The sequence below is a fragment of the Prosthecobacter sp. genome (assembly GCF_034366625.1).
Taxonomy (GTDB): Bacteria; Verrucomicrobiota; Verrucomicrobiia; order Verrucomicrobiales; family Verrucomicrobiaceae; genus Prosthecobacter.
The window spans coordinates 540,696-561,416 of sequence record NZ_JAXMIH010000008.1 but is presented as its reverse complement, the minus strand read 5'-3'; the positions used below and the strand labels follow the sequence as shown (position 1 = coordinate 561,416).

The 20,721-nt window shown below is 60.7% G+C and carries 17 protein-coding genes; 12 read left to right on the top strand and 5 right to left on the bottom strand.

Annotated elements, in window-relative coordinates:
* Positions 1-10 precede the first annotated feature (10 nt).
* The 5 genes from argC to argF are packed head-to-tail and all read left to right on the top strand — an operon-like array spanning position 11 to position 5,431.
* Positions 11-1,060 carry an N-acetyl-gamma-glutamyl-phosphate reductase gene (argC, locus tag U1A53_RS10725; RefSeq protein ID WP_322280761.1) on the top strand — a complete coding sequence of 350 codons (1,050 nt, stop codon included), beginning with the start codon at positions 11-13 and terminating at the stop codon, positions 1,058-1,060.
* Position 1,061: 1 nt separating this feature from the next.
* Positions 1,062-2,348 carry a bifunctional glutamate N-acetyltransferase/amino-acid acetyltransferase ArgJ gene (argJ, locus tag U1A53_RS10720; RefSeq protein ID WP_322280759.1) on the top strand — a complete coding sequence of 429 codons (1,287 nt, stop codon included), beginning with the start codon at positions 1,062-1,064 and terminating at the stop codon, positions 2,346-2,348.
* A 27-nt stretch (positions 2,349-2,375) separates the two neighbouring features.
* The gene (gene argB / locus U1A53_RS10715) at positions 2,376-3,233 is read left to right on the top strand and encodes an acetylglutamate kinase (protein WP_322280757.1); all 858 of its coding nucleotides are present in this window, start codon (positions 2,376-2,378) and stop codon (positions 3,231-3,233) included.
* A 33-nt stretch (positions 3,234-3,266) separates the two neighbouring features.
* Positions 3,267-4,499 carry an acetylornithine/succinylornithine family transaminase gene (locus U1A53_RS10710; protein WP_322280756.1) on the top strand — a complete coding sequence of 411 codons (1,233 nt, stop codon included), beginning with the start codon at positions 3,267-3,269 and terminating at the stop codon, positions 4,497-4,499.
* Positions 4,500-4,531: 32 nt separating this feature from the next.
* Positions 4,532-5,431 (top strand): ornithine carbamoyltransferase, encoded by a 900-nt coding sequence (argF, locus tag U1A53_RS10705; protein WP_322280754.1) that lies wholly within the window; start codon positions 4,532-4,534, stop codon positions 5,429-5,431.
* A 6-nt stretch (positions 5,432-5,437) separates the two neighbouring features.
* On the opposite strand, the gene U1A53_RS10700 is transcribed toward argF, so the two are convergent.
* Positions 5,438-6,199, bottom strand: coding sequence for a hypothetical protein (locus U1A53_RS10700; RefSeq protein WP_322280752.1), 762 nt, complete (start codon positions 6,197-6,199; stop codon positions 5,438-5,440).
* Positions 6,200-6,381: 182 nt separating this feature from the next.
* On the opposite strand from U1A53_RS10700, the gene U1A53_RS10695 reads away from it, so the two are divergent.
* The 4 genes from U1A53_RS10695 (at position 6,382) to U1A53_RS10680 (ending at position 9,974) form a co-directional block, all read left to right on the top strand.
* Positions 6,382-7,197: a PEP-CTERM sorting domain-containing protein gene (locus tag U1A53_RS10695; RefSeq protein WP_322280750.1), complete on the top strand. Its 816-nt coding sequence runs from the start codon at positions 6,382-6,384 to the stop codon at positions 7,195-7,197.
* 59 nt (positions 7,198-7,256) lie between these two features.
* On the top strand, positions 7,257-8,000 hold the full coding sequence (locus U1A53_RS10690; RefSeq protein ID WP_322280748.1) for a hypothetical protein: 744 nt from the start codon (positions 7,257-7,259) through the stop codon (positions 7,998-8,000).
* Between the two features lie 119 nt (positions 8,001-8,119).
* On the top strand, positions 8,120-9,046 hold the full coding sequence (locus U1A53_RS10685; RefSeq protein ID WP_322280746.1) for a PEP-CTERM sorting domain-containing protein: 927 nt from the start codon (positions 8,120-8,122) through the stop codon (positions 9,044-9,046).
* 61 nt (positions 9,047-9,107) lie between these two features.
* Positions 9,108-9,974 carry a PEP-CTERM sorting domain-containing protein gene (locus U1A53_RS10680; RefSeq protein ID WP_322280744.1) on the top strand — a complete coding sequence of 289 codons (867 nt, stop codon included), beginning with the start codon at positions 9,108-9,110 and terminating at the stop codon, positions 9,972-9,974.
* Between the two features lie 28 nt (positions 9,975-10,002).
* On the opposite strand, the gene U1A53_RS10675 is transcribed toward U1A53_RS10680, so the two are convergent.
* Together U1A53_RS10675 and U1A53_RS10670 are read right to left on the bottom strand one after the other, a co-directional pair.
* Entirely contained in the window at positions 10,003-13,167 is a 3,165-nt protein-coding gene (locus tag U1A53_RS10675) for a serine/threonine-protein kinase (RefSeq protein WP_322280742.1), read from the bottom strand.
* Positions 13,168-13,283: 116 nt separating this feature from the next.
* On the bottom strand, positions 13,284-14,762 hold the full coding sequence (locus U1A53_RS10670; RefSeq protein ID WP_322280741.1) for a hypothetical protein: 1,479 nt from the start codon (positions 14,760-14,762) through the stop codon (positions 13,284-13,286).
* Between the two features lie 220 nt (positions 14,763-14,982).
* Here U1A53_RS10670 and murI point away from each other — a divergent pair, with 220 nt between their 5' ends.
* Positions 14,983-15,795, top strand: coding sequence for a glutamate racemase (murI, locus tag U1A53_RS10665; RefSeq protein ID WP_322280739.1), 813 nt, complete (start codon positions 14,983-14,985; stop codon positions 15,793-15,795).
* Between the two features lie 59 nt (positions 15,796-15,854).
* Entirely contained in the window at positions 15,855-16,985 is a 1,131-nt protein-coding gene (locus tag U1A53_RS10660; protein WP_322280738.1) for an LptF/LptG family permease, read from the top strand.
* Positions 16,986-16,998: 13 nt separating this feature from the next.
* On the opposite strand, the gene U1A53_RS10655 is transcribed toward U1A53_RS10660, so the two are convergent.
* Positions 16,999-18,297 carry an amidohydrolase gene (locus U1A53_RS10655; protein WP_322280736.1) on the bottom strand — a complete coding sequence of 433 codons (1,299 nt, stop codon included), beginning with the start codon at positions 18,295-18,297 and terminating at the stop codon, positions 16,999-17,001.
* Positions 18,298-18,342: 45 nt separating this feature from the next.
* Complete coding sequence (locus U1A53_RS10650; protein ID WP_322280735.1) at positions 18,343-19,173, bottom strand: alpha/beta hydrolase; 831 nt, start codon at positions 19,171-19,173, stop codon at positions 18,343-18,345.
* Between the two features lie 60 nt (positions 19,174-19,233).
* Here U1A53_RS10650 and U1A53_RS10645 point away from each other — a divergent pair, with 60 nt between their 5' ends.
* Positions 19,234-20,688: a DUF1501 domain-containing protein gene (locus tag U1A53_RS10645; RefSeq protein ID WP_322280733.1), complete on the top strand. Its 1,455-nt coding sequence runs from the start codon at positions 19,234-19,236 to the stop codon at positions 20,686-20,688.
* Positions 20,689-20,721: the final 33 nt, after the last annotated feature.

Genomic DNA, 20,721 nt, shown 5'->3' with positions numbered 1-20,721 from the left:
CCCCCGCACTATGTCCGCACCCGTCAAAGTCGCCGTCGTTGGAGCCAGTGGTTACTCAGGAGCCGAGCTCCTGCGTCTCCTGCTGCGCCATCCGAACGCCGAGCTGGTGGCGGTGACTTCGCGGTCATTGGCCGGCAAGGCGCTGTCAAAAGAGTTTCCGCGCTTCCGTGGCGTCGGTCTGGCCGATTCACTCACTTTCACCGCGCCCGATGCGACCGCTTTGAAAGCTGCGGGAGCCGAGATCGCCTTCCTGGCGCTGCCGCATGGTGTTTCTGTCGAATATGCCAAACCGTTGCTCGAGCTCGGCCTGAAGGTGATCGACTTGAGCGCCGACTTCCGCCTTCGCAGCGCCGCGCTTTATGAGGAATTTTACGGTCATGCGCATCCCGCGCCTGAGTTGCTCGATGAGGCGGTTTATGCGCTTCCCGAGGTGCGTGCGGAGCAGATCAAGACCGCGCGGCTCATCGCGTGCCCCGGCTGCTATCCCACGAGCATCCTGCTGCCGCTCATTCCACTGCTCAAAGCCGGTCTGCTGGCCGATTCGCCGCTTTCCGTCGCCAGCATGAGCGGTGCGAGCGGCGCGGGTCGCAAAGAGAGCATCCCCCTGCTCTTCTGCGAAGTGCAAAACAGCGTGCGCAGCTACAGCGTGCCGCTGCATCGTCATTTGAGCGAAGTTGGCCAGGAACTCGCCCTCGCCGCCGGTCGCGAGGTGAAGCTCTCCTTTGTGCCGCATCTCATGCCCACGCACTCCGGCATCTGCACGACGATTTTTGCCCAGTTGCAGCCCGGTGTGACGATTGACCAAATCGGCGCGGCTTTGCATGCCGCGTATGACACGCAGCCGTTTGTGCGTTTGCTCGGCGTGAACCAATCTCCCGACACGAAGAACGTCACCGGCACGAATTTCGTGGACATCGGCTGGTCCTACGATGCCCGTGCAGGACAACTCATCTTGATGAGTGCAGAAGATAACATCGGCAAAGGCGCCTCGGGCCAGGCCGTGCAAAACATGAACCTGATCTGCGGCTTCGAGGCCACCGCAGGCCTTCTCAACATCTGATATGGCCGTCAAAGCTCATGACGAGCGCGAATGCCGCGTTCCATTCAAAATCGTCTCCGGTGGTGTCACTGCCGCCAAGGGCTTTCGTGCTGGTGCCGTGACCTGCGGCATCAAGAACCCCGATGCCACGCGTCTCGACCTCGCGCTCATCGTTTCCGACTCGCCGACCGTCACGGATGCCGTGTTCACGACGAACAAAGTCCGTGCCGCCTGCGTGCGCGTGTGCCAGCAGCACATCAAGGACAGCGACACGCGTGCCATCATCGCCAATAGCGGCAACGCGAACGCCTGCACCGGCGTGCAGGGCATTCAAGACGCCAAGGCGATGACCAAGGCCGTGGCGGAAGAACTGGGCGTGAAGATGCGCCAGGTGCTCGTCTGCTCGACGGGCATCATCGGCATGCCGATGCCGATTGAACGCATCATTCCCAAAGTGCCCGATGTGGTTGCCAAGCTAAACCCCAAAGGCTCCGAAGACGCGATGCGTGCCATCATGACGAGCGACACGCAGCCGAAGACCTTCGCCATCGAAGTGCCCTGCGGCAAAGGCAGCTTCCGCATCGGCGGCATCGCCAAAGGTGCCGGCATGATCTGTCCGAACATGGCCACGATGCTCTGCTTCATCACCACGGACGCGAAAGTCGCCAAGGATAAAATGCACCGTGCCATGCGCTACGCCGTGGAGAAGTCCTTCAACTGCATCACCATCGACGGTGACACCAGTACGAACGACACCGTCATCGTGATGAGCAATGGCGCCAGCGACGTGCCCTTGATCAAAAAGAACACGCCCGAAGGCGAGCTGTTCCGCTGCGCCCTGCACAAGGTAATGCTCGAACTTGCGAAGATGATCGTCTGCGACGGCGAGCGCGTGACCAAGTTCGTTGAAATTCGCGTGCGCAATGCCCGCACGCTCGGCGATGCCCGCAAGGCTGCTGAAGCGGTGGCCAAATCGCTGCTGGTGAAGTGCTCTTTCCATGGCTGCGACCCGAACTGGGGCCGCATCATTCACGCCGTCGGTTATTCTGGCGCGCGCATTCGTGAAGAACTCATCGACATCTACTTCGGCGGTTTGCAGGCCTGCAAAGGCGGCCTTGTGACCAAAACACCCGTCGCGGAGATGGAGAAGGTCGTCAAAGAGCCGAAGTTCACCGTCACCATCGACCTCAATCTCGGCACCAGCGGCTACACCGTCTATACAAGCGACCTCTCCGAGGAGTACGTCGATTTCAACAGCGCCGAATACTCCGCCGCCGTACATGCGAAGCGCCAGAAGGGCTTTGCTTGATCGCTGCACGCATTCATTCCCCTTTCGATGAATTCCCTCGATACCCAAATCACCAAATCCGCCGTACTTCTCGAAGCCCTGCCTTACATGCAGAGCTTTCGTGGCTGCACGTTTCTGATCAAGGTCGGCGGCAGCGCGATGGAAGACCCTGTACAAGTCGATAGCTTTCTGCGCGACGTTGTTTTCCTCGAAGCCGTGGGCATCAACCCCGTGATCGTGCACGGCGGAGGCAAGGCGATCTCCAAGGCGATGACCGAGTCCGGTCTTCAAGCCAAATTCATCAACGGCATGCGCGTAACCGACGACGAGACAATCAAGATCGTCGAGGAGACACTCGCCCGCGTGATCAACCCGGAGATCGTGAGCAAGATCAACGCTTTCGGCGGCAAGGCCGTGGGCATTCCCGGTACCGAAGTCTTCCTTGGCGAAAAAATGAAGGGTGATCTCGGCTGGGTCGGCGAGGTGAATGACTGCAAGCTCGGTTTGATCCAGGCGGCAGTCGCAGGTGAGTTCGTTCCCGTCGTTTCACCCGTGGCCCGCGAACTGGCCTCCGGCAGAACGCTCAACGTGAACGCCGATCTGGCCGCCTGTGGCCTCGCCAAACGGCTCAAGGCCACCAAGCTCATTTTCCTGAGCGATGTGCGCGGCGTGATGCGCGATCCGAAGGACGACACGACACTCATTCCGAGCCTCGACGAGGCCTCCATCGCCAAACTGAAGGCGGAGAACATCATCAGCGGCGGAATGATTCCGAAGGTCGATTCATCGCTCGACTCGCTGCGTGGTGGCGTGGGCAAGGTGCATCTCATTGATGGCCGTCTGCCGCATGCGCTGATTCTCGAAATCTTCACCGATGGCGGGATTGGCACGGAGATTCATTTGTGAAGTGGCAGAGCGATTTTAGACACGAAGAACGAGATGAGAACGAGTGATCAACTGATGCAGGAGTTTGTTTTGCCGAACTATGGCCGCTACAACGTGTGGCCGGTGCGTGGCGAGGGTGCCTATGTGTGGGATCGCGATGGGAAGAAGTATCTCGACTTCGCAGGCGGTGTGGCCGTGTGCCCGCTCGGTCATTGCCCCCCACCGGTCGTGAAAGCGCTCACGGAGCAAGCGAACACGCTCATCCATGTCTCAAATTGGTACTGCATCGACAAGCAGGGCGAGTTGGCGCGGATTTTGGTCGAAGAGTGCGTCGGCATTGCCGGAAAGTGCTTCTTCTGCAACAGCGGCGCGGAGGCGAATGAAGGCCTGCTCAAGCTCGCCCGCAAATACGGCCAGCAGACCGGCGGACGCTACGAAATCATCACCTTCACCGGTTCCTTCCATGGCCGTACGTTCGGTGCGATGAGCGCCACGGCGCAGGAGAAGATTCACGGTGGCTTTGGTCCGCTGCCACCGGGCTTTGTTTATGCACCGTTCAACGATGTGCAGGCCCTCGAAGCAGCGATCACGGACAAAACCGTCGCCATTCTGCTGGAGCCGATTCAGGGCGAAAGCGGTGTAAATGCCGTCACGCCGGAGTTTCTGCGTGCGGCTCAACGTTTGTGCCGCGAGAAGGATATTCTGCTGCTTTTGGATGAAGTGCAGTGCGGCTTTGGCCGCGCTGGCGAAATGGCCGGCTGGCGCAGCATCATCCCTGGCGATGAAATTCAACCCGACGGCATCAGTTGGGCCAAAGCCATCGGCAGCGGCTTTCCGCTCGGCTCGTTCTGGGTGAATGATCGCCGCGATTTGAGCAGGGTGCTCGGCCCGGGCACGCACGGCACGACGTATGGCGGCTCACCGCTCGCCTGCGCCGTCGGCATCGCCACGCTGCGCACGATTTTGGATGAGAAGCTCTGCGACAATGCCAAAACACGCGGCGCGGCCATCGCGACATCTGCACGCGGCTGGAATCATTCTCTCATCAAGGAAGTGCGGCAGTTGGGCCTGTTCATCGGTTTTGAACTCAACGCCGAGGCGATCTCGGCAAAATCCGGCGGCAAGCTGCCGTCCATCTTCCTTGCGCAAAAGCTGCTGGATGCCGGGATGATGGTCACGCCCGCCGGCCCGAACGTCGTCCGCTGGCTCTCACCGCTGAACATCACGGCGCAGCACGCGGCGGAAGGTCTGTCGATCTTCAAAGCCGCCCTCGATCAGTTGCTCTGACCCTACGCTCTTAGCCCTTTGCCCTTAGCTTTATGAAACACCTCCTTTCCATCGAAGAACTCAGCGGCGCGCAGATCGAGAAGCTCGTCGATCTGGCCTGCGTGCTGAAAAAAGACCGCACCGCATCGCCACAAGTGCTCAACGGGCAGCAATGGGCGCTGATCTTCACCAAGTCATCGACACGCACCCGCGTGAGCTTTGAAGTCGGCATTCGTGAACTGGGCGGCTCGGTGATGTTTCTTTCCGGCGCGGACATTCAACTTGGCCGCGGCGAACCGATCAAAGACACCGCCCGCGTCATGGGCCGCATGATTCATGGCGCGGTCATCCGCACCTTCGCGCAGCAGGACGTGGTGGATTTCGCGCAGTTCAGCGGCATTCCCACGATCAACGCTTTGACCGATGACGAGCATCCCTGCCAGATCCTGGCCGATTTGCAGACCATCCAGGAACGTTTGGGTGGCTGGAAGGACAAACGCGTTTGTTTCCTCGGCGATGGCGACTGCAACGTGGCCCGCTCGTGGATCTGGGCGTCCGCGAGACTCGGCTTTGAACTCGTCATTGGTGCGCCAAAGGCCTTCCAACCGCAGGAGACCTTCATGCAGCGCGTTCCCACTGGCACCATCCGCGTTGTCGATGATCCGGCCGAGGCTGTGAAAGGTTGCGACGTGCTCTACACCGACGTGTGGGTCAGCATGGGCAAGGAGGCCGAAAGCGCCGACCGCATCGAGATTTTGAAGCCCTGGCAGATCAACTCCGACCTCCTGAAGCACGCCAAACCGAACGCCATCGTCATGCACTGCCTGCCCGCGTATCGCGGCAAGGAAATCACGGACGAAGTCATGGAAGCCCACGCTGATGTGATCTTCGACCAGGCCGAGAACCGTCTGCACGCGCAGAAAGCGGTGATCGTGGAGATCACGCGGAAATAGAACTGCTCAGCCGCCCCGCAGCACTTTGGAGAGCCAGTCGAGCTCTTCTTCGAGTTCGGCAGGAGTTTCGACCGTCTCGGCGACCTCCTCCCGAAGCATTTTGCCGAAACGGCGGCGCAGGCGGAAGACCTGGAGGCGCATGGCGGTCTCGCTGGCATTGAACTGCCGGGCAAGGTCAAGGTAGGGCGTGGCGTCCTCATCCATGCCAAGGCAGGGATGCAGGGCCTCAAATATGTCCCCACGTCTGGTGCGTTCATAATGCACCCGGAGTTTTGCACGCACACGCTCGATCAATTCGCGCGCCCAGGCCGCCAGGTAAATCGTTTCGGGATCACGGTGCTCGATGAGTTCCCGTTCGTAGCGTTCCTCAGAGTTCTGGCATTCCAAGGGCAGCACGATGGCACGCCCACCGCGCTTCTCGGCATTCTCATGGCGCAGGTGATCGGCAAGGTGGCGGCCCAGCCCGCCCAGCAGGTAGCTGCGCAGCCGTCCGCGTGATGGATCGGCGTTTTGAATGAAGCCCCCCGTCACGATCTTCAGAAAAAAGCCCTGCGTGATGTCCTGCGCGTCCGGCCGTGAGAAGCCACGACAGCGCAGGTAGGCGTAGATCGGATACCAGTAGCGGCGGCAGATCTCGTTCACGGCCCGGCCGGCTTCGGCCCCGTCCTTTTGGGCGCTCAAGACGAGGCTCCAGCGCGTGGTGGGAAACGCCACGCCCAGCAGCGTGTCACGGCTGCGGCGATCATCGCGAAACAGGGCGGGATTCATGACGGCGGAGAGTTCTGGCAGAGTCCGGGAGATTTCTTCCCCGGCAAGCGAAACAAGACGAGGCGGATTCCGAGACGTTCTGTGCAGCCCTGTGGTGAAAGCCACCAGGGCGCGGCAGAATAATTCATCCTCATCAGAAAATAATCTTGAACAACGACGCCCAATTTCAGATCATCCGCCCCATGAAGACAAGTCGTGTGCTTCTGATGGCTGCTGCGGGCCTGTTCCTGCTGGCGCAGCCACAGATGATGCATGCCGCGAGTGTGCTGGTGGATTTTAGCGCATCCTACAATGATGTGACAGCGCCGCCGTTTCCCTTCACCGACAACACCGACCCGGCGGCCGTGACGCAGGCCACAGGGCCGTTGAATGGATCGCTCACCCACTACTCCACGTCTTCGACCGCCACGGCAAACTTTGGCAGCCTGCTGGTCAACACGGCGGCGAGCGGCGTCAGTGATGAGAACGTGAACTCTCATTCAAAGGCAGGCTGGGTGGACTCTCTCACGATTCTGGGCTCCGGCCAAGGGACTCTGAAGCTGTACTTCACACTCTCAGGCTCGCTGGCTGCTGCGGATGGAGGAGGCTCGTCCGTAGCCACAGGCACTTACGCCGTCAACGGCGATGTGAACGGGAACTTCTTCGCCCGCGTCGGAACCGAACACTCCAATATTGGCCTCATCGGTTTCGCGCTGACCGATTTCAGCGTCACCACCGGCGACTTCACCTTTGGCACGCCGTTCAGCTTCAATATCAGCCTGGAAGGCTCCGCCGGCTATGGCGGCGACACCGGCGCGACCAGCGACTCCGCCAGCGCCAGCAATGTCCAGCTCACGCTCGTCGGCATTGAGGTCTATGACTTTCCTTCCAACACGCTCGTCAGCTCGCCCAGCATCAGCAGTGCTTCCGGCGTCGTCTATGCCGTGCCGGAGCCTTCGCGGGCGGTGCTGCTCCTTCTGGGAGCGGGAGCGCTGCTTTGCCGTCGCCGTAAATCGTGAATCACGTCGCGCTCTTAAAATTTATGACCCCACCTTTCCGCCACCATCTGTTCGCCGCCATGCTGCTGTTAGCCGGCACATCTGCAACCCCAGTCTGCGCCACTGCATTCTTCACGGAAGATTTTAGCGGCAGCCTGAACGCGAACCTTCAGGATCCCCTCAGTGCTTACACAATCTCCGGTGGCACGATCCACAAAACGACCTCGTCTGGCGCGGCCGACCGGGCCTACATCAGCACGATTTCGGGTGACTACATCAATGCGGACTTCGTTTTTGAAATCACTCTCAATTCACCCAATGATTCGAGTTCCATGATGTTCGTCGGACTGGGTTCCGGACTGGGGAATTCCGGCTATGGCAACGAGCCGCAAGACTCGCTCTACCTGCGCATTCACAGCCCGGATTTCGTCGGCGGTCTTGACGACAACAGAGGACGCGTGGATGCGGCCACGCTGACTGGCAGCGGTCCCGCCACAATACTCCAGCAAAATTTCTACGCTCTGGGCACCAGCCCCGGCACACACCGCATCCGGCTGACCAAGGCCAATGATGCGCTCACTTTTGATCTCGACAGGGATTACACTGGATTATTCAGCTCGGACATGACCTACACCGTCGCCGATATTTCCACCACGGCCCCGTTCATCAATGGCACGAACAGCCATTTGTTTTTTGGTGGTGCCAAGACTACCGCGTCCTGGGATGATTTGAGCATCACCGGCAGTGTCCCAGAGCCTTCACGCACGCTGCTCGCCGCGCTGGCGTTCGCCAGCCTCATCCTGCGCCGCAGACGCTTTGCATGACATCTTTTTTGCAAAGCCTGCCAAACCTCTTTCACCACAAGCTCAAGACCTGATTCAACCACCAGTCGATTTTTCTCCGACCCGCCCGGGAGGATGAAACTAGGACCACCACTGCCAATATGAAAACAGCATCCACCACCAGGTTCGCCCTTGCGGCGGCCGCCCTGCTCACACTGTCCGCCCAGGACGGTCATGCCGCGATTGTCATCCAGGAATCCTTCGATTACGGCGGTTCCAACAGCAGCCTCGCAGGCCTGGGCACTGCGGGATCAGGCTGGGGTGGTTCTTGGGCCACTCAAGGTGTCACGTACACCGGCTCGCCCACGTTTAACGAAGCCTATCAGTCCACAGGTCTGACATTCAGTACGCTCGGCGTCAGCGGTGGCAGTGCCATGCTATCCGCCAACGGTGACGGCTTCATCAACGCTGGCCGTGCACACACTGCGGCCATCACCGGCACCCTTTACGGCAGCTACCTCTTCAAAACCTCCAGCCCCAGTTTCACCGGGCTGTATTCGGTGTTCGAGGGCACCAGCATGGGACTGGCCAGCGCCAGCGCACAATATGCCATCGAGCCGGATGGCTACGCCAGCAGCAATGGAGGCGTGATCACCGGGGGTGCCTACACTTATGCATCCGGCACCCCCATTTCTGCGAACGAAACCTACCTTGCGCTCTACAAAGTCACCAACCTTGGGGGCTCATCCGTGAGCCAGGATGCCACCATGTGGTTGCTGCGAGAAAGCCAGTATGACAGTTTCATCACGGGCGGCCTCACTGAGGCCGAATTGAACTCCGCCTCGCTCGGCTCCGGTGCCACGGATGTGCTTCAGCGCGCCACCCGGACCATCACCGGCAGCGCAGCCTTCGCCAACGGCGGGCTGATGATGATGCAGAGCTACTTCGCCACCAACGGGCAGTTCGACGAACTGCGTGTTTCGGACACCAGCTTGGACGAACTGGTGCTCGGCAGCGTGCCCGAACCCTCGCGTGCACTGCTCGCCGCTCTGGGAATTGTCGGCCTCATCCTGCGCCGCAGACGCTGATCCTCACCTGAAAACAGAACCCTTTTCTCCTGTCAGTTCATCATTCAACCCCTCACAAATCATGCAAACACTCCACCACACCCCACGCATCGGCGCAGGCGCGCTGGCGGCTGCCTTCTCACTGTTCGGCCCGCTGGCGAGCCTGCCTCTGAACGCGGCTGTCACCATCACGGATTCCTTCACCAGAAGCGGCCCGCTCAATGGCGATACGGCCGAATTCGCCAGCAGCGGCAGCTATGCCTGGACGGCGTCAGGCCCGAACGGCGGCGGCTACTATGCCAATGGCAGCACAATCCTGGCCGGCCCTGCTGGCGATGACGTCAATGCACCTACAACGCGCCTGGCCTGGGTGGATCAAACGCTCGGGGCAAGTGAGCGGGCGGTTCTCTCGCTGGATGTCAGTCTGGTCAATAATCTGACCACAGATCTGGCCTGGTCATCCATCAGCTTCTTGAACAATCCCTACTTCTTTGATTCGGCTGAGTGGAACTCGGGGCAGATGACCCTGCGGCTGATGAACACCGGCGAATGGTGGGTTCTGGGTCATCACTACGGTTTCAACTCCCAGGACATCCTGGCTCATGGAGTGGCGGGTTCCGCCCCAGGGTTTGTGGCCGGTGGCTTGAACAACCTGAAGCTGGACTACGACAACGCTACAAACCTGCTGAGTGCCTACATCAACAACACCCAGGTGATGGCAGCATTGAACCCGTTTGAAACCCCTGGCGTTTCTCCAAACAGCCCGGGTTTCGAGCCCACGATCACCGCCTCCGGTTTCCACATGTACGCCGGCGACACCCAGGGCTCCGCCGCCGACAATTTCAGCCTCGTGATCACCACCTCGGGGGTGCCGGAACCCAGCCGTCTGCTGCTGCTTGCCAGCGGTGGAATCACCCTGATTTTCCGCCGACGTCGGACAGCGGCTTGATCTTATTCCACTTCACGGCACTGTCCGCCTACTTCAACTGCCCGCGTAAAATCCCACGCAGGCGTTTCAGCTCGGCGGGCAGCTTCGCATCTTCCGCAGCGTCGGGCAGCGGCGCGTTGTTCTTCAAGCGTGCAAGTTCGGCTTCAAACGCGGGCTTGTCAGCGGGCGCGGCTGCTGACAGGCCATTCGTGATCGCCTTCGTGTAGTTTTGCAGCAGCGCGATAAGTTTGGGATCGGCTGATGGGGCGGGCGGTGGTGCCGCTGGAGGAACCACCGGGGTGGCAAGAACTGTGGCGGTGGATTCCTTGGACCCACTTGGTGGGAATGCCACAGACAGCACAGGCAGCTCGCGATATTCGATCTTCTCGACCCAAGCACTTGAGGGGATCACGACGCACTTGCCGGAGGTGAGGGTGGCGTCTTTGACCGAGCCGGTCACCTGCCCGTCCACCAGCATCGTCAGCACATCGCCCTGAGCGCGGAATTCCAGGGCGTGGCTCTCTCCGGCCTTGAAGCCCGCTGGCGGCTTCGCTCCAGGGTGTTCGGTAATCTTCTTGTCCGCAGTCACCAGAATTTTTGCCGCGCCGCTGTCCCACAGGGTAGCTCCATAGACATCGCCTGTGGTTTGACCACGCAAGTTGATGCTCAAGGCCGTGGCATCCCGCCAGGTGGTGCGCACGGCCACGTTCGCCATGGCTCTGCCGGGCCGGTTGGTGCTGATCTCAATGCTCGCGCCCTTCTCCACGCGCCAACCGGTGCCTTCGGTTTTCAATTTGCCGCTGCTCGCGTTGCCGGGATTGGCCATCCATTCGGCGATGGCATCCGACCACGGCCCGCCGCCATCTGCGGGCGCGGGGGAGCCGCTGAGTTTCGGCATGGCCTTGTATTCAAATTTTTCGATGAGGCCGCCGACGGAGCCGTCGAACGAGGGAGATCGTCCGCCGGTCAGCGTGCTGTCGCGCACGGAGCCGAGTTTCACGTCGTCGAGGATGAAGGTGAGTTCATCACCGATGGCGCGGAACTCCAGCGTGTGACGCGCGGCGTAGTCGAATCCGGCCGGGAGCTTGAAGCTCTGCAATTCCTTGCTGCCGCCTCCAGTCGGCATGTGCAAACGCAGCTCGGCCGTGCCTTTGGGGTTGATACGCGCACCGTATCCCTTGCCCTGCCCATGACTCAGCAGCGCGCCCCAATACGGCGGGTGTCCTTCATTCCCGCCCCGCGCGGTGACGCGGAGGCTCATGTCGGTGAAAAACTGCCTGCTGCCGGTGAAGCCCGTGCCGCCATTCGCCATCACCCGCGCACCACCAACCTCCTGCACGAGCCGCCCGTCCGTCGTCGTCTTCGCAAAGTACTCCGCCAAAGCGTCCGCCCAGACACCGCCATCAACGGCTTGTGAGGATGAGACCACCGCAGTCACGGCAGGCGCACTGCCGAGATCGCGGTATTCGATCTTCTCGATCAACAAGCCTAGACCGGAGATCGAGATCCCACCCGAGGCGAAAGTGGCGTCTTTGACAGAGCCTGTCGTCTGCCCGTCCAAGGTGGTCGTCAGCACATCACCCTCCGCACGGAACTCCATGACGTGACGGGGGCCGGCAACGAAACCGGCGGGAACCTGAAAGTTGCCCAATGCAGTCCGCTTCGCCCCTGGCATTTCGAGGAAGATGTCGGAGCGCCCCGAACTCCCAAACCCTGCTTGATACCCGCCTTTTGCCGAGCCTTGACCACGCAGGTGGATGGCGAAGTTTTTGTTGCTCATATCGCGGATCGTGATGCGCACCGCCACGTTCGCCAAAAAACGACCGGGCGTTTTCGGACCAAACCTGACGCTTTCCCCCTTCACGATGCGCCACGCTCCCGCCTCCTCCTTCATGATTCCACCTTGCACATTCCCCGGCACCGCCACCCATTCGGCGAGGCCGTCGGTCCAGCCTGCCGAGTTCGTTTGAGCGCCAGCGGCAGGTTTCGGCGCTGGAGTTGAGGCCGGTGGCGCAGGTTTGGGCTTCGGCGGCTCCGGGGTTTTGGGAGTTGTCGGAGCGGCAGCGGGTGCCGAGGCGGTGACAGGCTTCGGCTTGCCACCGCTGGTGAAAAAGATGACCCCGCCGATGACGATGACCGCTGCGGCGGCAATCCCGATCCAGAGGCCGGTGTTTGATTTCGCCTTTCCAATCTCTGCTTTCTGATTTGGCGGTGCCTCCTGCGGCGGCTTCGGCCCCTTCACCGCCGGTTTGGCTGCGACAGCGGAGCGTTTGCCTGGCGTCTCGGCCACGGCCTGCTGCGGCACAGCGGCGACAGATTGAGAAGCGTCCTGCTTGATGTGCGGCGTAGTGAGGATCACGTCGAGTGCGCGGCGCAGCTCGGAGGCGGTCTGATAGCGCGACTCGCGGTCGGTCTGCATCGCCTTGCTGATGATAGCGTCGAAGCGCGGGTCCGTCTCCCCCTTGGTGCGGATGTTCGGCATTTGGAACAAGCCGCGCGGGATTTCACCCGTGAGCATCTGGTACAGCATGACACCGATGGCATAGAGATCGGCACGACCATCAATGCTGCTGCCCATGATCAGCGCCTCGGGCGAGACGTAGTCCGGTGTGCCCATGGCGTAGCCGGTTTTCGTCAATCCGCTGCTCTGGGCAGGATCATCGGCCTTCGCCAGGCCAAAGTCGGCCACCTTGATCTGACCCTGCATGTTGACGAGGATGTTCGCGGGCTTGATGTCGCGGTGCACGACGCCAAACCCGTGCGCGTAGGCCAGCGCATCGCAAACATGGGCCGTGATGGCCAGCGCGTAGTCCTGCGGCAGCTTGCCGCTGCTTTGAATCATCTTTGCCACGTCCGTGCCATCCACATACTCCATCACAAAATAGAGCTGGCCCTCCGCCGTCTCGCCAAAGTCGAACACAGCCACGATGCCGGGGTGCATCAGCTTCGCCATCGTGCGCGCCTCATTTTGGAAACGCTCCACAAACTTCGCATCGCTGTTCTCCAGCCCCGGCGGCAAAATTTTGATGGCCACCACGCGATCCAGCGACTTCTGCCTTCCTTTGTACACCGCGCCCATGCCGCCGTGGCCCAGCATGGAGACGATCTCATACTGCGGCAGCAGCACCTGGAGTTGCTCCACGGTGGGAGGAGTCCACCCACCGCCGGGTTGCGAACCTGCGTGAGAGGAGGCGGGGCGGGAATCAGTGCTCATGCGCGGGTATTCCTTGTCGTGAAAATCCTAGCGCAAAACCCACGCCGCTGGCGATGGAAATCTGCGTGGGGGTGGTGTGTGTGTGCTTCATACTTCGGCAGGTTGTACAATGAGCTTCATCTGGAGGATCCGAGCCTGCGGGCGAGTTCCTGACTCTCCTCAGCCAGCTTGACGAGGGGGATCTTGAGAGACTGCCCTTCCCTGACCAGCAGCACATCCTCACCCTCCAGGCGGACGAATCGAGCCTCGATCTCCCGGCCATCGGTGCTTTTCCAACGCTGTGCTGGTGTGGGTCCAGGCGCGGAGAAGCGCAGTCCTGCGGCTCCCCATTTGTCCAGTTTCAGCACCAAGGTGCCTGTGCTGCTTTCCTGAGTGCTCTCATCAAAGACAGATGCGATCTCGCAGCCCTTGGGGAAACCCTTGATCTCAATGATGAGCGGGCTGGCGGTGTCATTCGTGAGGAAAAGGTAGCGCGCGGTGCCGTAGGCCAGCTCGGCACTGGAGAAGGCGGGGAATTTCTCCGTCAACTTGCGGCGGTCGCTGGCGGAGATGTCGGTGGCCTCCTCGCCGCGGGCCTTGCCGAGCAGAAGCTCCACGGTGGCCGGGCCGGCTGTTTGCGTGAGCGCCAGCGACTTCCTCGGTTCTCCAAAGAGGAAAACCTGGCCCAGAGCCTTCGGGCCGGTGAGTTCCTTCGCCACGCTGGCGTAGGCAGTCATCCAGGCCTCATGCGTCTTCGTCACCTCGGGCCGTTTGAAGAGCGACCAGATCGCCACGCCTTTGCAGCCGTGAATGAGGCCTGCATAGACATCATGCCGCGCCCAGACCGGAATGAGCGGCTCATCCGCAGGCTCGGGATCGGCGGCGAGTTCGGGCATGACGAGGGCGAGGCCGTTTTTGCGGCCGAGTTTTTTCAATGCGTCCATTTCCTGCTCCGCCGACCAGCGAATCCACACGCGGTCGTCCTTGAAGCCGGCGTAGTTCGTGTAGAACCCTTTTCCCATGATGTCCTGATGCCTGCCGGTGAGTGCGAGAGCCGCCGCGTCGCGGCTGTTGGGTTCATACATCCACATCGGGCGCTTCTGCGGGTCGGTGGCGAGCGCCTTTCTAGCCGCTTCGAGATACTCTATCTCAGCAGGAACCCAGTAGCGCAGTTCCTCCGGAGTCACATACCACCAGCACACCGCCGGGTCGGTCATGGCAGCAGCAGCCTGCTTTGAGATGGCCAGGCGCACATCCTCGGCCTTCATCGCCACAGGCTGTCCGCCGCCTTTGCCGAGAAAATTCATCTCCAGTCCGACTCTGAAGATAAATGGCAGCCCGGCGGCCTTCGCTTCTGCCAGTGCCTCCATTTGGCTGGCCTCATCTCCATACACGGGGCCGAAGACGGTGTAGCCATTGTCCTTCTGCCACTGCGCCTTGCCGGAGAAGCCGATGAAGGGAAAGATGCGTCCACGCGGAAAAATCTGATCCGCCGGCAGGGCTTCTGGTGGAGGTGCCGACGGCGCGAAAAAAGCCTGCGCATGCAAGAACGACGCACTGGCCAAGCAGGTCAAGATGGTGGCGAGCACCCAGGTCTGTCGTGAATTCGCACTCATGCGTTGGCTCTCCTTGGCAGCGAACTTTTACCGCATGCCCCCTGCCGGTGGCGAAGAATATTTTGGGGAAGGCTCAGCATGGAGATCATTGATGGGGCGTGCATGAGAAGGCGTGGCTGCCATTTGTTTCGCGTTCAAGACGGTTTCGTTTCACCCTGGAGTGAAAAAAGCCGCTTGGCAGCCTCGGCACACACAGGCATTCATGCCCCACTTCCAACTCATGAGCACTCCCGTCACCGCCAACAGCCCGCTGGGCGTCTTTGATTCGGGTGTGGGCGGTTTGACCGTGGTGCGCGCGTTACGGGATCTCCTGCCGAATGAGTCGATCATCTATCTCGGCGATACGGCCCGTGTGCCGTATGGGTCGAAGTCACCGGACACAATCCGCCGCTTCTCGATGGAGGACACGCAGTTCCTCGTTTCGCACGGGGTAAAAGCCGTGGTGGTGGCGTGCAACACGGCCACGGCACACGCGCTGCCGATTTTGCAGGCAACGTTTCGCGTGCCGGTGATCGGCGTTCTCGGCCCAGGGGTCGAGGCGACGCTGGCGGACGCCCACTGCGAGCGTGTGGGCATCATCGGCACCGCAGGAACAATCCGCAGCCACGCGTATCAGCATGAGATCGCCATGCGACGACCGGACATCATGATCGAGGCACGGGCGACGCCGCTGCTGGTGCCATTCGTCGAGGAGGGTTGGATCGACCACCCGGCGCTCAAATCCGTGCTGCGGGAGTATTTGAAGCCGCTGCTCGACAAGGGCATCGACACGCTCGTGCTCGGCTGCACGCACTATCCGCTGCTCATTCCGGTGCTGAAACGCATGCTGGGCCAGAAAGTGCGCCTCGTGGACTCCGCCAGCACCTGCGCGGCGCATGTGAAGGCAAAACTGGAGCAGGACGGTCTGCTGCGGACAGTGAAATCAAAGCCCACGCTCGAAATCTTCCTCACCGACCACTCCGAACAGGCGGAAAACATGGCGAAGCGCTTCCTCGGCACGGATTTCGGCAAGGTGAAGAAAGCGGTGGTTTGATTCACCCGCAGCCAATCTCGAATTGCCCGGCAGGGACATCTCGCTAGCCTCGCGCCCACATGTTTCCGCGCATTTTTGACCGCTACATCGGCCGCCAGGTGGGATCAGCCACGCTGATCGGCGTGGCGCTGCTCAGCGGCGTCATGGTGCTGGGGAATGTTTACAAGAAGCTCGACGAGTTGCTGGGGAACACGGAGCTGCCGATCTCGGTGATCCTGGAGTTCGTGGCGATGGTGATCCCGTTCTCGCTGATCTTCACCATTCCGTGGGCGTTTCTGACGGCGATCCTGCTCGTGTTTGGACGCCTCTCCGCCGACAACGAGCTGGTCTCGCTGCGCATGACAGGCATGTCGATGGCACGCATCTGCGCGCCGGTCTTTGTGCTGGCGCTGCTGCTGAGCGGGATCTGCCTGTGGGTGAATGTGAGCCTGGCCCCGGCGGCGAAGGACCGCATGAAGCGCCTGTTTTACGAGGTGGCGGTGAAGCAACCCGAAACGCTGTTTCAAGAGGGGCAGGTGCTGGAGCGCGTGCCCGGTTACCGCATCTACACGGGGAAACGCGATGAGAAGACATTGGGTGATCTGCACATCATCAAGATGGACAAAAACGCGAACGCCGGAAGCTACATCCGCGCGAAAAACGGGCAGATCCAGACCGTGGCAGGCAAGCTGGACTTCACCATGCTGCTCAAGGACGTGAGCATCGAGCATCTTCAGGCCACCACCGGGCAGCCCGCCGTGCCAAAACCGCTCGGACTGACCGAGTTCCCCCTCGAGTTTCCACTTTCCGACATGCAGAAGGATGCTGTGCGTGTGAACGCAAGCATGAAGACGACGGACGCGCTGGCAGAGGAGGTGCGGACATGGAAGGACACGTTCACGGGCGAAGAACTCACAGATGTGACGCGCTCACTCTCACGCACCGAGCTCAACAAGCGCTACAGCTTCTCGCTGGCCTGCTTCACGTTTGCCTTGGTGGGTATTCCGTTGGGTGTCACGGCACAACGACGTGAAACGTCGTCGGGATTCGCGCTGAGTCTGATCACGGCCACGGTTTACATCGTGTTCATCATTCTGGCGGACACCTTGAATGACAAACCGGCGGCGATGCCGCATCTCATCATGTGGCTGCCGAATGTGATCTTCCTCAGCATCGGCGGCTGGTTGTTTTACAAGCTAAGCCGGAAGTAAGCCGGGACGGCGTTTATTGCTTCATCAAACCGATCACGGCCGATGTCATGGCCTTCACGCCGGTTTCGATGCTCGGCTCGGGCACGGGTTTGAAATACGGTGAATGCAAGGATGGCAGCGTGGTGCCCTTCGCTTTAGCCTCGGCGACCACCTCAGGCGGCTGCGTGCCGAGCCAGAACATGCACAGCGGCACTTTCTCCTTGGTGAGGCCGTATTCGGCGAAGTCTTCGGCCCCCATGACCGGTTCACGCGTGAGGACGTTGTCCTCGCCAATCGTTTTGCCGATGTGCTGCCTCACTTCAGCGCAAAGCGCAGGCTGATTGTAAAGCGCGGCGACTTGATCGTCTGAGACGATGACCTCCGGCATCTTGTCAGCAGGCATGTTGGCGGACTCAGCCTGGGCTTTGACAATGCGTTTGATGGAATCGATGAGATGCTGGCGCGTTTCGGTCTTGTAACTGCGCAAGGTGAGTTGGAGGCGGACCTCGTCGGAGATGATGTTGCTCTTCGTGCCACCATGAATGCTGCCGACGGTCACCACCGCCGGATCGCCCGGCTTCACCTCACGGCTGACGATGGTTTGCAACGCCAGCACGATCTGCGCGGCGAGCACGATGGGGTCTTTGCTCAAATGCGGCATCGAACCATGCCCGCCAACGCCTTTCACGACGACCTCGACCGTATCGACATTCGCCAGCGCGAAACCTTCAACGATGCCAACCTTGCCGTGCGCCATGTCGGATGAGCAATGCAGCGCGATGGCCTTGTCCGGCTTCGGAAACTTGGAAAACAGTCCCGCGCGCAGCATCAGCCGCGCGCCAAGCACGCGCTCCTCCGCCGGCTGGCCGATCATGACGACCGTGCCCTTCCATTGATCGCGCAGCTTCACCAACGCCCGCGCCGTGCCGACGAAGCTCGCCATGTGGATGTCGTGGCCGCAGGCATGCATCACATTCACTTCACGCCCCAGATCATCCTTCGCCACCTTCGTGCTCGCATAAGGCGCACCCGTCTGCTCCTTCACCGGCAGCGCATCCAAATCCGTGCGTACCAGGATCACCGGCCCGTCACCATTCTTCAACACACCGACAATGCCATGACCACCGACCTTCTCCGAGACCTCCAAACCAGCCTCCCGCAGCTCCTTGGCAATGCGGGCCGCTGTTTCGACCTCGTGCATCGACAGCTCGGGATTCGCGTGCAGTTCTTGGTAGAGCGCAACGAGCGAGGGCAGCTCCTGTTTCGCCACGGAGGCAACATCGGCGGCGAAAAGAGACGAAGAGACAAGGAGAGACAAGAAAAGCGACTTCATGCGCTCATCTAAGCCGACAACATGGCTGTCTTGCAAGCCCTGAGACTATTTAGGCAGCCAACCCAGCGATCCCATCCATTCCGCGCAGCGTTGCGGCCAGGCGTTGATCGGTTGCTTGTTGTCGCGCATGCCAAAGCCGTGACCGCCTTTCGCAAACAGGTGCAGCTCGGCCGGGATCTTGTGCTTCTTGTATTCAAGATAGAGGACCGTGGATGCGATGGGATTCTGTCCGTCGTCGTGGGCACAGGCGATGAACATGGGCGGTGCATCGGCGGGAACGGTGAAGCCGTCTTTGAGCTTCGTCGGCTCTTTGAAATCCACGAAGCCACCGCCATAGATCATGACGCAGAAGTTCGGCAGCTCAGTCTTCGTCACGCGATCACAGGCGATGTGCGCGAGCAGATTCCCACCGGCGCTGAAACCGAGCAGGCCGACGCGATTGGGATCGAGATTCCATTCCTTGGCGTGTTCACGGACGAGAGCGATGGCTTTGGCGGCATCCTGAACGGGTTTTTCGTGCGGGGAGGCTTCGTCGCGAGTCGGAGTGCGGTATTTGAGGAGGATGCCAGTGACGCCGACTGTGTTCAGCCATTCGCAAACCTGCGTGCCCTCATGAACGGCGGAGAGGAAGATGTAAGCGCCACCGGGAGCGACAATGACACTGGTACCGTTGGGCTTCTCGGGACGATAGACCGTAATGGTCGGATCAATGATGTCAGTGATCGTGCTTTTGCCGGCCTTGGTGCGGATGAAGTCTTCCGTGGCCTTGGAATGAGGCTGCATCTTGCCGGGCGGGCCATCAGGCCAGAGCTTAAGCGTGAGCGGCTCGACGGCGTGCAGACTTGTGGTGAGGAGAATGAAAAGCGGCAGTTTCATGGATGGCTACGGGATGATGATGGAAAGGCGTGGCTTTGTCACTCGTAGAGATCAGCGCGCATGAATCCGCTCGATGCCAATCGTCTCCACCTGACCCGCCGTTCCCTGTTTGGGAAAACGGCGCTGGGTGTTGGTGGTGCGGCGCTGGGATCGCTGCTGACGCGGGAAGGATTCGCGGCGCAAATGGCGGATGCGATGGCTCCGGCGCTGCCGCACTTCGCACCGAAGGCGAAGCGGGTGATTTACCTGCTGCAAAACGGGGCACCGTCGCATGTGGACCTGTTTGATCACAAGCCGATGCTGAAAAAGATGCATGGCACGCAGATTCCCGACAGCATCGTGGGCGGGAAGCGCTTCAGCACGATGACGGGCGGCCAGACGGCACGACCGGTGCTCGGCGAGATCTCGAATTTCTCACGCCACGGCCACAGTGGGGCGACGGTGAGCGATTTCATGCCGCACACAGCGGCGATTGCGGATGATCTGTGCTTCATCAAGTCGATGCACACGACGCAGGTGAATCATGCGCCGGCGATCACGTTTTTCATGACGGGCAGCGAGCAGGCGGGGCGTCCGGCGATCGGCTCGTGGCTCAGCTACGGCCTGGGTAGCGACGCGGAGGACATGCCGGCCTTCGTGGTGATGACCTCGCGCGACAAGGAGGCGAGCTGCGGCCAGATTTTTTATGACTTCTACTGGGGCAGCGGCTTTCTGCCGTCGAAGTATCAGGGCGTGAAGTTTCGCGGCAGTGGCGATCCGGTGTTGTATCTGAGCAACCCTGACGGCATGAGCCGCGAGGTGAAGCGCACGATTCTCGACGGTATCGCGGGCCTGAACGAGATGAAGCTGCGTGACTTTGGCGATCCCGAGATCGCCACGCGCATCGCCCAATACGAGATGTCCTACAAGATGCAGACGAGCGTGCCGGAGCTGACCGACTTTTCCGACGAGCCGAAGCACATCCTCGACATGTACGGCCCGGACGTGATGCGCCAGGGCAGCTTCGCCTACAACTGCCTCATGGCGCGTCGCCTCGCCGAGCGTGGTGTGCGTTTCGTGCAGCTCATGCACGCGGGCTGGGACCAGCATCGCAATCTGAACACGCAGCTCAAGATTCAAGCCACCGACACCGACGCACCGAGCGCGGCATTGGTGAAGGATCTCAAACAACGCGGGCTGCTGGAGGACACGCTGGTCATCTGGGGTGGCGAGTTTGGCCGCACGCCATTTTTGCAAGGCAAGATCGAGGACACCAAGCAGTGGGGGCGCGATCACCATCCGTATGTGTTCACGATCTGGATGGCCGGTGGCGGCGTGAAACCCGGCATGACCTACGGCGAGAGCGATGAGTTCGGCTTCAACGTGGGGAAGGACGGTGTTCACGTTCACGATTTCCAGGCCACGCTGATGCACCTGCTCGGCATCGACCACGAACGCTTCACCTTCCGCTTCCAGGGCCGCCAGTTCCGGCTGACGGATGTCCATGGGCATGTGGTGAGGCCGGTGCTGGCTTAAAGCCCAGATGGCGGTTGCATCCCGTTGCCGCCA

What these genes read in the sequence shown, in the direction of transcription:
- argC (WP_322280761.1), top strand. Translation starts at nt 11, where the DNA reads ATGTCCGCACCCGTCAAAGTCGCCGTCGTTGGAGCCAGTGGTTACTCA.
- argJ (WP_322280759.1), top strand. Translation starts at nt 1,062, where the DNA reads ATGGCCGTCAAAGCTCATGACGAGCGCGAATGCCGCGTTCCATTCAAA.
- argB (WP_322280757.1), top strand. Translation starts at nt 2,376, where the DNA reads ATGAATTCCCTCGATACCCAAATCACCAAATCCGCCGTACTTCTCGAA.
- U1A53_RS10710 (WP_322280756.1), top strand. Translation starts at nt 3,267, where the DNA reads ATGAGAACGAGTGATCAACTGATGCAGGAGTTTGTTTTGCCGAACTAT.
- argF (WP_322280754.1), top strand. Translation starts at nt 4,532, where the DNA reads ATGAAACACCTCCTTTCCATCGAAGAACTCAGCGGCGCGCAGATCGAG.
- U1A53_RS10700 (WP_322280752.1), bottom strand. Translation starts at nt 6,199, where the DNA reads ATGAATCCCGCCCTGTTTCGCGATGATCGCCGCAGCCGTGACACGCTG.
- U1A53_RS10695 (WP_322280750.1), top strand. Translation starts at nt 6,382, where the DNA reads ATGAAGACAAGTCGTGTGCTTCTGATGGCTGCTGCGGGCCTGTTCCTG.
- U1A53_RS10690 (WP_322280748.1), top strand. Translation starts at nt 7,257, where the DNA reads ATGCTGCTGTTAGCCGGCACATCTGCAACCCCAGTCTGCGCCACTGCA.
- U1A53_RS10685 (WP_322280746.1), top strand. Translation starts at nt 8,120, where the DNA reads ATGAAAACAGCATCCACCACCAGGTTCGCCCTTGCGGCGGCCGCCCTG.
- U1A53_RS10680 (WP_322280744.1), top strand. Translation starts at nt 9,108, where the DNA reads ATGCAAACACTCCACCACACCCCACGCATCGGCGCAGGCGCGCTGGCG.
- U1A53_RS10675 (WP_322280742.1), bottom strand. Translation starts at nt 13,167, where the DNA reads ATGAGCACTGATTCCCGCCCCGCCTCCTCTCACGCAGGTTCGCAACCC.
- U1A53_RS10670 (WP_322280741.1), bottom strand. Translation starts at nt 14,762, where the DNA reads ATGAGTGCGAATTCACGACAGACCTGGGTGCTCGCCACCATCTTGACC.
- murI (WP_322280739.1), top strand. Translation starts at nt 14,983, where the DNA reads ATGAGCACTCCCGTCACCGCCAACAGCCCGCTGGGCGTCTTTGATTCG.
- U1A53_RS10660 (WP_322280738.1), top strand. Translation starts at nt 15,855, where the DNA reads ATGTTTCCGCGCATTTTTGACCGCTACATCGGCCGCCAGGTGGGATCA.
- U1A53_RS10655 (WP_322280736.1), bottom strand. Translation starts at nt 18,297, where the DNA reads ATGAAGTCGCTTTTCTTGTCTCTCCTTGTCTCTTCGTCTCTTTTCGCC.
- U1A53_RS10650 (WP_322280735.1), bottom strand. Translation starts at nt 19,173, where the DNA reads ATGAAACTGCCGCTTTTCATTCTCCTCACCACAAGTCTGCACGCCGTC.
- U1A53_RS10645 (WP_322280733.1), top strand. Translation starts at nt 19,234, where the DNA reads ATGAATCCGCTCGATGCCAATCGTCTCCACCTGACCCGCCGTTCCCTG.